Origin of the sequence: uncultured Gimesia sp. (genome assembly GCF_937910335.1) — a bacterium.
In the GTDB taxonomy this organism is placed as follows: domain Bacteria; phylum Planctomycetota; class Planctomycetia; order Planctomycetales; family Planctomycetaceae; genus Gimesia.
On record NZ_CALEMX010000033.1, the window covers coordinates 1 to 12,333 of the forward strand.

At 47.2% G+C, this 12,333-nt stretch carries 15 protein-coding genes; 7 read left to right on the forward strand and 8 right to left on the reverse strand.

The genetic code is table 11. The features are described from left to right. Positions 1-95: 95 nt before the first annotated feature. The 7 genes from Q0668_RS01255 to Q0668_RS01285 all read right to left on the reverse strand — a co-directional run bounded on the left by Q0668_RS01255 (position 96) and on the right by Q0668_RS01285 (position 8,167). A complete protein-coding gene (locus Q0668_RS01255) occupies positions 96-3,689 on the reverse strand; it encodes a tetratricopeptide repeat protein (RefSeq protein WP_298859142.1) in 3,594 nt (1,197 codons plus the stop codon). 507 nt (positions 3,690-4,196) lie between these two features. After that, a complete protein-coding gene (locus Q0668_RS01260; RefSeq protein WP_298859144.1) occupies positions 4,197-4,811 on the reverse strand; it encodes a pyridoxamine 5'-phosphate oxidase family protein in 615 nt (204 codons plus the stop codon). 90 nt (positions 4,812-4,901) lie between these two features. Further along, positions 4,902-5,867 carry an alpha/beta hydrolase gene (locus tag Q0668_RS01265; protein WP_298859146.1) on the reverse strand — a complete coding sequence of 322 codons (966 nt, stop codon included), beginning with the start codon at positions 5,865-5,867 and terminating at the stop codon, positions 4,902-4,904. A gap of 64 nt (positions 5,868-5,931) precedes the next feature. After that, a complete protein-coding gene (locus tag Q0668_RS01270; protein WP_298859148.1) occupies positions 5,932-6,525 on the reverse strand; it encodes a carboxymuconolactone decarboxylase family protein in 594 nt (197 codons plus the stop codon). Positions 6,526-6,618: 93 nt separating this feature from the next. Then, the gene (locus tag Q0668_RS01275; protein ID WP_298859150.1) at positions 6,619-7,200 is read right to left on the reverse strand and encodes a TetR/AcrR family transcriptional regulator; all 582 of its coding nucleotides are present in this window, start codon (positions 7,198-7,200) and stop codon (positions 6,619-6,621) included. 87 nt (positions 7,201-7,287) lie between these two features. Beyond that, positions 7,288-7,839 (reverse strand): hypothetical protein, encoded by a 552-nt coding sequence (locus Q0668_RS01280; protein WP_298859152.1) that lies wholly within the window; start codon positions 7,837-7,839, stop codon positions 7,288-7,290. Further along, on the reverse strand, positions 7,814-8,167 hold the full coding sequence (locus Q0668_RS01285; protein ID WP_298859154.1) for a hypothetical protein: 354 nt from the start codon (positions 8,165-8,167) through the stop codon (positions 7,814-7,816). Before Q0668_RS01285 ends, Q0668_RS01280 begins: the two co-directional genes overlap by 26 nt. A gap of 183 nt (positions 8,168-8,350) precedes the next feature. Here Q0668_RS01285 and Q0668_RS01290 point away from each other — a divergent pair, with 183 nt between their 5' ends. From Q0668_RS01290 to Q0668_RS01320, 7 genes are all read left to right on the forward strand, one after another. Continuing rightward, on the forward strand, positions 8,351-8,689 hold the full coding sequence (locus tag Q0668_RS01290) for a metalloregulator ArsR/SmtB family transcription factor (RefSeq protein ID WP_298859156.1): 339 nt from the start codon (positions 8,351-8,353) through the stop codon (positions 8,687-8,689). Between the two features lie 2 nt (positions 8,690-8,691). Beyond that, positions 8,692-9,150: an SRPBCC domain-containing protein gene (locus tag Q0668_RS01295; RefSeq protein WP_298859158.1), complete on the forward strand. Its 459-nt coding sequence runs from the start codon at positions 8,692-8,694 to the stop codon at positions 9,148-9,150. A gap of 30 nt (positions 9,151-9,180) precedes the next feature. After that, positions 9,181-9,651 (forward strand): SRPBCC domain-containing protein, encoded by a 471-nt coding sequence (locus Q0668_RS01300; protein WP_298859160.1) that lies wholly within the window; start codon positions 9,181-9,183, stop codon positions 9,649-9,651. A gap of 51 nt (positions 9,652-9,702) precedes the next feature. Continuing rightward, on the forward strand, positions 9,703-10,194 hold the full coding sequence (locus Q0668_RS01305) for a DinB family protein (RefSeq protein ID WP_298859162.1): 492 nt from the start codon (positions 9,703-9,705) through the stop codon (positions 10,192-10,194). 77 nt (positions 10,195-10,271) lie between these two features. Then, positions 10,272-10,718 carry an SRPBCC domain-containing protein gene (locus Q0668_RS01310; RefSeq protein WP_298859164.1) on the forward strand — a complete coding sequence of 149 codons (447 nt, stop codon included), beginning with the start codon at positions 10,272-10,274 and terminating at the stop codon, positions 10,716-10,718. A gap of 79 nt (positions 10,719-10,797) precedes the next feature. Next, positions 10,798-11,193: an SRPBCC domain-containing protein gene (locus Q0668_RS01315; protein WP_298859166.1), complete on the forward strand. Its 396-nt coding sequence runs from the start codon at positions 10,798-10,800 to the stop codon at positions 11,191-11,193. 2 nt (positions 11,194-11,195) lie between these two features. After that, positions 11,196-11,765 carry a hypothetical protein gene (locus Q0668_RS01320; RefSeq protein WP_298859168.1) on the forward strand — a complete coding sequence of 190 codons (570 nt, stop codon included), beginning with the start codon at positions 11,196-11,198 and terminating at the stop codon, positions 11,763-11,765. 16 nt (positions 11,766-11,781) lie between these two features. Here the strand turns inward: Q0668_RS01320 and Q0668_RS01325 are convergent. Continuing rightward, the coding region (locus Q0668_RS01325; protein ID WP_298859170.1) for an amidase family protein at positions 11,782-12,333 on the reverse strand (552 nt) is incomplete at its 5' end.

Sequence of the window (12,333 nt, forward strand, 5' to 3'; positions counted from 1 at the left end):
GGTGAAACGCTGGGCTTCGTCGCAGGCCGCCCACCTCGATAACCAACCGATAGTCTAAAAAAACGCTCTTACCTAATTTCAACATCCAAACACGATTAAGAACGTTTCTTCAAACGAAATGGTTTCATGGCCTCATAGAGCTTTTGACGTTTCTGTAATACACTTTTGATTCGATAATTACTTGTCGCTTCGATCGCATTCTGATTGTATTGCTTTGCCTTATCAAACTGTTTGAGTTCAGCATATGCGACTGCCACTACAGACAGATTGGTAGCATTCATCTCAGGGAGCAGGTGTGTAGCCTGCTCTGCATGCTTAAGTGCCTGCATTCCATCTCGGACTTTATCATCAAGACTGGCAGCCAGTAAAATTGCCAATTTTTGATGAGCATAATAGGATTCCGGATCCCGCTTTAGCGTTTGTTGGTAATTGTCTATCGCCGCCTTGTCATTTCCTGTCGATTCATAGAATTCTCCACGACTCAACCACAAATCAGGCACTTCTGGCGTCAGTTTCACTGCTTTCGAAAAATCGTGTTCCGCCAGATCACGTTTTTTCTGTTGAGCGTGTAATTTTGCACGTCTTAAAAAGACTAAACTCGATTCCGGAAAGAGTTGTTCAGCCTGATTGTAATTAATAAGTTCCAGTTCGTACTTCTTATGATACTGGTATGCATGCGCTGCATCTAATAATTCCAACATCCGATCTGTATCTTGACCAAACACGTTCGCATCGAAAGGATCTTTTTTGACCTTCAATTTCAGCAAAGTAAATGCGGCCAGCGTGACCGTACTCAGACGCTGTTTGGGAGATGCTGCTGCCAGCTTTAAGTAGTGAATCCCCAGTTTATCCTGCTTTTTCTGTAACAATGCTTTACCGATAAAATAAAGATAGTTGTTTCGGGCCTGCTGATTGGGATGCTCCTGCAGATACCAGTCGATCACTTCTGGAGAAAGTTGCGGCGTGCTATCCCCTGTGAGTATCTGTTTTAGCAGAAGAATCTGCCTGAGTTGAGGGGCATAATATCTTTTGCCCCTGGAGCGAAACTCAATTTCGATGGCTTTACTCAGGCACTCATCTCTGACATCAGCCAATCCCAGTTCGTCGGCAATCAGCGCAGCCAGAACTGCCGGGAACGTTTCTGCAACGAAATCGTATTCTTCACTTGCATACCGCAGCACTTCCATCGCGGATTTCGGTTCATTTTCCAGATACTGGTAAAACGCGGCATTTGCCAACTGATTATAAATCAATTGATCTGCGACAAGATAACGATTATCCGGCAACGGAACCTTCGAATAATAATCCAGTACTGGCTTGAGAGATTTAAGAATATCCCGGGGAGGATTCACACCACGTGAACGGCACCAGGCATGAAAACCAAACTGGTTCTGGTAGCGTATTGCATCTCTTTTACGAAATTCGAATGCGCTGCTCAGATCTCCCAGCAGTTCATGACATTCCGCCTCTATCGTCAGACCCCAGCTGGAATAACTTTGAGCAGCAATCTGGGCATGGGGTAACGCCGCCCGATAATCTCCCCGTCGATTATAATATTTAGCAAGATCAGTATGTTGTCGCGCCTTCTGCATCGTGCTGCCAGGCAGCTTCATGGCTTCCAGGTGGAGTTTCAATTCCAGATCGTGTTTGTCCTGAATTCGAGCCAGTTGGATTAAAGGATAGCTCGTTTCGTAAGTAGGATTCTTTCTGAACATCCTTTTATACATCAATTCAGAGCGGGGATAGTCAAATCTGATCCGATACTGATGCGCGATTGCATGGATTAACAAAAATGAGTCTGCATATTTTTTGAGTAGTTGTGGAATACGTTCTTTAGTCTGCTCCCAGTTTAAAGCAATTTCCTGCATTATCGTGTAAGGGGAATGAGGACTGACAGCCCTCAAATGGGAAACCCATTTACTTTTTTCTGATTCAGGCACTGCATAATCAACTGCGTAAGCCAGTTCCGAAATCACATGGCTGACATTTCTGGGATAGTCATATAGGATTGTCTCGAGAGGCTCGTCTTGTAGATTCAGGGTTCGGTCTCTAATAAACATTGGATAGATGGAAGGCGTCAAATATTGCTCAGGTACGAAACGCAATTCGGAAAATGACTTACTCACAACACCATTATCCCAGCTAAAACTTTTCAGAAATGGTTTGAATGGATGATCTGTCAGGGAACTCAAAAATATGTTGAGACTTTTATCCGAATTGACCCCTCGCATTACTCGGTTACGACTCATGAAATCACAGGCCTGCACGAACGTCAGTTCTTTCACACTGCTTGCCAGTAATGAAAAAGAAGGCTCTGCTTCATGAGACCGGTTTGCACCCATGGAATGTAGCTCGGCAACAATTTTGTCACGACCTTTCATCAGACTCTGCAGCGAACTCCCGATGTTTTTCGGTATCAGTTGATGGGGATCTTTAGGTTCAAAATAAGACTTTGTGTAATTGATCAGACTGACATTAGCCTGATAAATCATCTGCCTGCTCTGGCGATCACCTATCGTGCGTGGCTTGGTATAAAACGCACGGATTGAATCAGGCAGCAAAGTCAAAACTGCATCAACGGCACTGTTCTTCTCCTGAGTCGTCCCGAAATAAGTTGCCTGCAATAGTTTGAGATAACGCTGCAGCAGATCGTTCTCCGGACTGAGTTTGATTTCCGAAATCGGGCCTGCCTGATGCAGGCAATATGCTTCAATCACAGGCAGCCATTCAGGTTGTGAACTCCGCTCCACCTGAGAGTCTGACATTTTTTGGATATCGGCCAGAGCCATCTGATCCAGTCCGACCAGGGTCCGTACAAATGCACGATACGACAATGCATAGGCGGTCTGAGGACATTTCTGCTGCAGCCGTTCAGCATACAGCAAGGCACGCGCCTTCGTGGCCAGAGGAATCAGGCTCCAGTACTGCTCAGTCAGTGTCCCGTACAACACGTAGCTTTGTGCCAGTAAAGCCAGTCGTTCGGGAGACTCCCCCTGATTTATCATTTTATCATGAGTGTCCATCAGCTGAGTGAACTGCTGCCGATAATTCAAATTCTTTGGCATAACAAATTTGGCACGACCAACAGGAACGTCTGTGGTCGACTCTTTGAGGCTCTGTGCGACATAGCCCGCCTGCACAAGGATGTCCTTAAACCAGGTACGTGATAATTCTTCCGTGAAGGCAACGACTTTCGTGACTGGAGTGAGATTTGTCAGCTTCAGCTTTCGTTTCTCGATCAGCTTCTTGGTGCCGTTGGTCTTTTGGAAGACCTGTACTTCCAGTCGGCGTTTTCGATCCATAATGACATGCACGTTGAAAACCGAAACTCCTTTGGCCTCTTTCGCCGGGAGCGTATCCCCCAGTGAGACATCGCGCGTCCGATAACCCAGTTCATCGCGCGCAGCAATCAGAAAAGCCTGACGAAACAGCTCTCTTGTCAGCAGGCTCGGTGCCCGGACATTCAGATTCGGATCGAACGTTTGCAAATCCAGGTAAACCAGCTTTTGCTCTGTAACAGCGGGCTGCTTTTCACTCGCTTGTGCCATCCGGGCAGTGAAACCAGATGTGAGAATAAAAATAACCAGGAACATCCTCAGATAGCGGTTGCAAAAAGCAATCACTAAGTTCCGAATCTGATCTCGAGAATAGAGAACACGCGAGAGATTAAGAGAAAATAAAAATGGCATTCGATCATCCGCTCTTGAGGATTTCAGTCTAGAGATCTGTATTGCAAGACTACTCCAACGTAGCGAACACCGGTGCAGTAATCAACTGTCGAGAACCTGATAATAGCTTCAACCGGGATTTCCCATTTGAGTTGAGCCTGAAACCGTTCCAGGCATATTTCGCTACACATCATTACATTACGCCTCCCCAAGCCTAGCTTCTGGCCAGTTTTCGGCTCTTGCTTGCGGCTGGGAGGGGCGAGGCTCGGCTGCGCGGAGTCCAACTGCTCCACAGCGGCCCGGGCGCGAATCGGTCAGCACATCTCATCCCATTTCCGTCAGCCCGAGCGCTGCATCCAGTTCCCGGTAGGCCAGCAGTCACCCATCGGGTTCACCTGTCAGCATGGCATGAATTGGCAGAATACCCTTGTTTTGTAGGGTGCTGCGCAAATTACGTGCCAAAGCGAGGGAAGTCATCTGGGAAATGCGGGATAAGATGAATGAAACAGAAATGCTATGAGAATCGTATTAGGATTCCGTTCTGCTTTCATACTGAGCGAGTTTTTCCTGGAGCGCCTGGTTTTCTGCACGCAGCTTTTCAATGAGCGGCAAGATATCGTTACGTGAAAATCGTTTATGTATGTGCTGGTGGCAGTTCATGTCCCAGGCCTCAATCGTAAACAGAATGACGTGTTCTGGCTTGGCGGGATATTGGGGATCATGCAGACGATTCATTAATTCCTCGTCATCTTCCACCACACGCGCGGTCCCCCAGACCTTGATGCGACGGCTGTTCGTATAATCCATGAGAAACAGAGACGCTTTGGGATTTTCTGCCAGATTTCCCAAGGTGATGTATTGACGATTGCCACCAAAGTCAGCGAATCCCAGCGTTTTTGAATCGACCACTTTCAGAAAACCCTCACTGCCTCCTCGATATTGGATATAAGGTTGTCCGGCGTTGTTTGCCGTTCCCAGATAAAACATATCCAAGCCGGAAATAAATGCTTCCAGTTCCGGCGTGACATCCGTCTGCCAGCCATAACCCTGTTCGACTCTGGAATAAGTAGCACGGGAACCTTTGCTGGATTGAATGGCTTTGACCGATGGCGTAAAGGCAATATCGCTTGCATACTGATTCATATGTAGGCTCCCGAAAAAATGTTGATGAAGAAAACCGGGCTTTGCAGATCATACCACAAAACCCGGCAAATCAACTTCAGAGGACGTAATTCAGTGAGACTGTTCTGCCTGTCTGCAGAGGAAACTCCGCATCAGCCGTGCGATCGTCGGGCCATCTTCTTCCAACGCGAAGTGACCGGTATCCAGCAGATGGAATTCCAGATTCTTCAGATCGCGTTTGTAAGGGTAGGCACCGGAATCCGGAAAAATCTGGTCATTCTTACCCCAGACGATCAGTGTCGGCGGCTGATGAATTCGCAAATACTCCTGCCACTCAGGATAGTGACCCGGGTTGCTGCCATAACTGTAGAACAAAGCGAGCTGGATTTCCTGGTTGCCGGGACGGTCCAACAGAGGTTGTACGTGGCCCCAGGTATCCGGGCTGATAGTGTTAGTATCACGCACCCCATGTGTGTACTGCCACTTGGTTGCACCCAGAGTGAGCAGCGAACGCAGTTTGTTTCCCTGCTCCTGTGTGGGGCTCTTCCAGTATTCTTTGATGGGCTCCCAGAATTTGTTATCGAGCCCCTCGTCATAAGCGTTTCCGTTCTGAATGATCAAAGTATCAACGCGTTCCGGATGCCTGACCGCCAGACGAAAGCCAATGGGAGCACCGTAATCCATCAGATAAAGAGAGTACTTCTTTAACTTGAGCTGCTCGGTGAATTGCTCCATCACATTTGCCAGATTGTCGAAGGAGTAATCAAACTTATCGACGGGCGGGGCGCTACTGTTGCCGAAACCGGGATAGTCAGGGGCAATCACATGGTATTTGTCTGCCAGTTCAGGAATCAGATTTCGAAACATGTGCGAAGAAGTGGGAAATCCGTGTAGTAACAAAACTGTGGGTGCATCTGCAGGACCAGCTTCCCGATAGAAAATATCGAGATCTCCCACTTTCACAGTCTGGTGTTTCACTTGACTGGTATTAGCCGTGTCTGCATTCGCCCTAATTGAGTTCGTACTTGCGAAAACGAGTAAAGCGACGAGTAGCAGTGTTTGCTTCCAATAAGACATTTGAGTTTTCCTGAAAAAGTTGCGTTGTAAATAGTATAATTATTCGTCTTCCTAGCTGCCACATTTAATGACAGCAGGCGGCACCCTCACCCTCTGTGGCACATGCTGTCGCGGGTTGATCAGCCAATGGTTTGACTTCGGGGAAATCGACTTCCGTCTGGGCCAAGTGATTGAAATAGTTCGTGAAGATGTTCAAGGCGACATTCGCAACTACTTCCGTAATTTCGGCGTCTCCATATCCGGCATCACGAAATTCTTGAATGTCCTGATCTGAAACGAAACCACGTTTTTCAACGATCTTGCGCGAAAAATTCATCAGTGCATTGGTCTTTTCGTCCGAACCAGTTCCCGATCTGTTCGACTGAATTTCCTCTTCCGTCAAACCCAAACTTTTCCCGATAGTAGAGTGGGCGGCCAGGCAGTAACCACATTGATTAAATTCGCCCACGTTCAATGCGATTTGTTCCCGGTTTTGAGCAGTCAGCACGCCCGAACCAAGGCTGCCGCTAAATTTGAGATACGCGTCCAGAACCGCCGGAGAGTTCGCCATCGTTTTCATGATGTTGGGAGTGATTCCCAGTTTGGCTTGCACACCATCCAGTAATGTTTTGGCTTTGCCTTCAGCGGTATCAGGTGAAACAGAGTTTAAGCGTTGCATCGGTCGTCTCCTTCATAGAAATGGGTTAAAAAGATCACTCGGTTACTGATATATATACAGACAGGTCTGTATGTTATGTGGCAAATAAAAAGTTTATCCTCGTTTGGCTTTAGCGATTAAAACAATCGCAGCCTGTTCTGCGATGTCAGCTGCCTCAGCATTTCCTTCACAGACGGAAGTCACAATTGCGCCTTCGACCAGAACATGAATTGCCGGAGCTGCTGCTGCCGCCTTGGGTCCTTCCGCTTTGATAATGATGTCAGATAACATTTCACGAAACTTTCGTTTGTGTTCCGTACAAAATTGGGAAGCGGCGTGATGTGCATCGGCCAATTCCGCTGTTGCATTAATAAACGAGCAACCACGATAGTCTGCTTTTTTGAACCAGCTGCGAATGGCAGCAAAAAAAGCCTGGAGTGGGCTCATTCCCTTCGATTGATTCCGTTCCATTGCCTGTTTGAGCCATGATTCAAACTGCTCCTCTCGATACTTCAGCACTTCCAGAATCAATTCGTCTTTGGACGAGAAGTGATTATAGAGCGTCATCTTAGCGACCCCCGCCTCGGCGATCACCCGATCGATTCCTACACCACGAATCCCTTCACTATAAAACAGCTTTTCAGCCGTCTCCAGGATGCGTTTGCGGGCACTTGATGTTCGTTGTGTTTTGCTCATACTTTAAATATACAGACCAGTCTGTATATGTCAAGGGGTGGTTTGAAGTTTTTTGAACGATTTGCCAGGATTGCTGGAATCTGGCACTCAAGGGGTTTCTGTGGTCTCTCGTGCATTATTACTGACGTTGACAATGACAATGATTACCATCGTAATCACGGCGGCACCCATAGGAATTCCTGGGTCGATCAGAATGCTTTTAGCTATCATCTTGGGTGTAGGGAAGTAGATGCCTGCCACCACTTGAGACAGGACAGTCACTGAGCTGATAATAATCAGTGATCGCATGAAGCGAATTCCCTTGTGTGGTGCATAGGCTGCAAAAGCGGCGAAAGCAAAAACTGCCGCACATTGCAATCCAGAATGAATCATCATATCAAGCTTGAATCTGGTGAGATGCTCTCTAAGTTTAATCCTATCTTGCCTCTCGCTACGCGATTGAGATGCGGTTGGCTTTGGCCGGGGTATGCTAAGTAGAGCTACAGGAATGAGAAAACCCACCAGTCCCAACAGTACAGATTTCTGAAGTCCACGTTTGAGATTCATCACGATTCGTTGTCTCTCATTTGATACGCTTTTAAAATCTAGTTCCGGTAAATGATCACGAAAGAATTTAAAGCGGAAACCAGTAGGTTTCATCGGGATTCTTTGGCTTAATCAGGATCACCGTCGGATGAAAGTATTTTCGATCAAGAATGATCAGTGGCGAAAAGAGATAACCGAGATCATTACCGCGACTGACAGAGATTCCCTTCGTATTTTTAAACTCTGCTTGATACCAACAACCTTTGGGATTCCAGGTGGAAATATCAGAAACAGATAAACCCATGCTGCGATATCTGACTTTCCCGGATTGATTGAAATAATAACCTCCAAAGAATGAGAGTGCGATGTAAGTTCCTACATAGACAGCGGTAGAAATTACGATTCCCAAAAGTGTAGCTTTGACAGGTTTGCTAAGTTTCAAAATCGCTTCTCCCTTTTTTAAGAAAGGGGTACGTTTCTCTGATTCAATCATGATTCGTCGACTTTTGATTCATGGATGAATGTGTGAACGCATTTTATCACATATTGCACACAACATCGAAAAAAAATACCGCAAAGACGCGGGAGACTTGACACAATAGCCACTGTTTTATAAATTAACCATATGGTTAATTCAAGAACACAACAACTTGATGAGACGTTTTTTGCTCTGTCTGATCCAACGCGACGGGCCATTATTGCGCGCCTGGCTGATGGTGACTCAACGGTTGCCGAACTATCAGAACCGTTTCACGTTTCGGCACCGGCAATCTCGAAACATCTTAAAGTATTGGAGCGTGCGGGGTTGTTAACGCGGGACCGGGACGGTCGCACACGGCGATGTCATCTAATTCCGGAACCGCTCAAAGAAGCTGCCGAATGGGTTGAGAAGTACCAGGACTTCTGGGAAGGAAAGCTCGATCAACTCGCAAAGTATCTCGAACAAAACAAGCAGGAGAAATAAAAATGATCGAAAAAAGTTCCGACCAGAATTCTCTCACCATACGGCGAACAATCAATGCGCCACGACAAACGGTGTTCGATGCGTGGACGCAGATCGAGCATTTGAAGAATTGGTGGCGCGCGAATCCGGCATGGTCTACGGAAATCGCCGAAGTTGATTTGCGGGTTGGTGGAAAATACCGACTCGGCATGCGCGACCCAGACAAAGAGGGCCCTTTCACCTGTTACGGAGAGTTTGTCGAAATCACCCCGCCGGAAAAACTGGTCTACACCTGGTCGTGGGAGTTGCCATCGACGGACGTGGGTGAAACACTAGTAACAGTGGAATTTCTCGAACAAGGCGATGCGACAGAGCTTGTATTGACGCACGAGCGGTTCCCAAATGCAGAAGCAGCCGGCGAACACACCAAGGGTTGGACAGGCTGCATCGAAGGGTTATCCCGTCTCGTAGAGTCGGCTTGAAAAGCGGTACTTTGTAGGGATGAATGTGAAATGAGTGCTTTTTGTTATGAAACACAAATCGCGAAATCACCTGCCGAGGTTTATGCGGCGTTAACAACAAAACAAGGCATACAAGGCTGGTGGACGCCTGACTGTGATATTTCTTCGCAAGTTGGTGACCATCTCAAAGTACGTTTTGGTGAGATGTTTCACACCTACAAAATCGAATCTCTGCTACCATATGAAGAGGTCCGTTGGAACTGTGTTGAGCATTTCCATAACATGCCGGGGCTCACGAAATTTGATGAATGGGTTGGCACCCGACTCTCTTTTCGACTAAAGGCAGCGGAAACAGGTACGCAATTAATTTTTGAGCATGCAGGTCTCACAGAGCAATTAGAATGCTATCCCCACTGTTCCGAGCGATGGCCTTTTTTTCTTGGCGTGAGCTTGAAAGAATATGTGGAAACCGGAACAGGCAAACCGTATATTGACCAGGAGCCTGCCGCATTTGATACATGAAGAGAGCGAGAACTGACTAAAAGTATAACAACTTGAAAAAAGGACAAACTAATGAGTATTGCCGCACACATCAAAGACGAATTACAGTTACCCACATTTGTAGTACAAGGCTATATACAGGATCTCACAGATGAAGATTTAATGCGCCGTCCTGTAGAAAATGCGAATCATATTGCCTGGCAGTTAGGCCATCTAATCGTCGCCGAGCATGACCTCAACAATATGGTCTGCCCCGATTCGATGCCTGACTTGCCTGAAGGGTTTACTGAAAAACATGGTAAGGAAACCGCTTCCAGCGACGATCAGGCGGCCTTCTGCACAAAGGATGAATATCTGGCATACATGGCGGAACAACGCGCGGGCACATTAGCTTTGTTGGATACATTGAGTGATGAAGACTTGCAAAAGCCATCACCAGAGAAACTCCAGCAGTTTGGTGCCACAGTCGGAGCCGTCATTGCGGGACAGTCAGCACACTGGATGATGCACGCGGGGCAATGGGTGATTGTGCGTCGGCAACTTGGTAAAGAAGCCATGTTTTAGGCCGATTTATTTCAACAGACTGGACCAATCTTTCTGTATGCGTTCGACGACGTTTACTTCATAGTGGAAAATATGCAATGAACTCGAAGTCCTTTACTTGCGAGACGACCTTACAAGCGCCACCAGAAAAGATCTATCAAGCGTTGACTAATGACGTGAGCCAATGGTGGACCACCCACGCCGATGATGCCTCAAGCGTGGATACAGAAGCAACCTTTCGCTTTGGTGAAACCTTTAACACGATGCGTGTCGTCCAACTGGTTCCCTATCAGACTGTGGTCTGGGAGTGCATCGTGCAGAATCACGTTAATAATGATCTTTCTGTAAACGATGAATGGGTCGGCACCACTCTTCGCTGGGACATCGAACAAACCAATAAAGGATGTAAGCTAAGCTTCGTCCATGAAGGTCTGGTTCCTGAGCTGGAATGTTACGAAATCTGCGATGCGGGATGGACTCACTTCATTCTTACCAGCCTTAGAAAATATGTGGAAACGGGAACAGGAGAGCCATTTTCCCCATAAGGGAATGACTCTTTGATACCCGCCCCATTATAGATCAAGCTTAATCAATATTATCTTGACTTGATAAGGGAGTTGAAACATGACCATCGAATTTACGGTTTCGGATATCATCCCAGCGTCACCACAAGCGGTCTACGATGCCTGGCTCGACAGTGAGGGGCACACCAAAATGACGGGTAGCCCCGCGCATGCGACGGCGAACGTTGGTGACTCCTTTGATGCCTGGGATGGACACATCGCCGGCGAAAACCTTGAATTAGAACCCGGTCAACGCATCGTGCAATCGTGGCGGGCCGCAGATTACACCGAGTCGGACGGGCATTCTCAAATTGAAGTCACGCTAGAAGCTGTCGAGGATGGCACGAAGATAACACTCGTGCATAGCAATGTGCCAGACAATCAAATCGGTCATCAAGCCGGTTGGTTATCACATTATTTCGAACCCATGAAGAACTATTTTGGTGGGAGCAATTAACCATGAAACGAACTGCGCTGGGAGTGATCCTTGCATCAATCGTACTTTTTGCCTGGGGCTTCCTCTACTGGGGGTTTGGACCGTACAGAACAATGATCTGGAAACAATCCACAGATGATGTCGCTGTTGGGAAAGCACTGCTGGAATATTTTCCCCAAAACGGAACTTACTTTGTTCCAAACTTTAATCAGGATCCGGAAACTGCTCAAACACTCTACGAAGCAGGGCCGGTGGCATTTGTCCATATGCTTTCGATCAATGGCAGTTCGATGGCCAATTTTCCGCTTATGATTAAGGGATTCATCCTGAATCTGGTAGTGATAGTGCTGATTGCCGTCTTACTGAGACAAGTTTGTTCTGCCCTACCCAGGTATAAGGATCGCGTTAAGTTTGTCGCATTGATGGGTTTGACGGCGGCGATTTTTATTAACTGTGGCGATGCCGTCTGGTGGCAGATCGACTGGTCTTGGAAGCTCTATCAGGCGTTTTATAGTTTCTCGGCATTTGTGGTGATGGGTTTGATTCTTGCCAAGTTTATTGAACCGGAGATAAAACAAGATTCGCCATCGTGATCTTACAAGTTCATGCTCAAATAGAAATTGTCTCAGCGAAACCAGGGGGCTGTCTCATCTGCGTTGCTTGTTCGAAGGCGTAGGCATAGCTGATCAGTTTCCCTTCCTGATAAGCACCCGCGAAAAAGGAGAGACCGATGGGCAGTCCCAGTACGTAGCCCGCTGGGACCGAAATGTGTGGATAACCTGCGAGTGCAGGAGGTGTCGAGCAGCCGGAGCTTCCACCACGTTTGAGAATATTATCACCCACGAGTGGGTCGATCACAAATGCAGGTGTGCCTTCCGTGGGAGCAATAATGGCATCAAGTTGATGTTCCTTCAATGCTTTGTCGATTCCATCAGTACGCGAAAGGCGATAGCACTCAGCCTTTGCTTCCAAGTAAGCGGCTTCGTTCAGATCGCCTTTCTCTTGCGCTATTTCTAACAGTTCCTGCTGAAAAAAAGGCATGATCTGGTCAGCATGCACCCGATTGAATTGGATCAGTTCTTCAAGGTTCCTGACTTTCGCTCTCGGATGCGCTACCAGATAACGGTTCACACTCGCTTTGAATTCGTACAGGAACAGCTC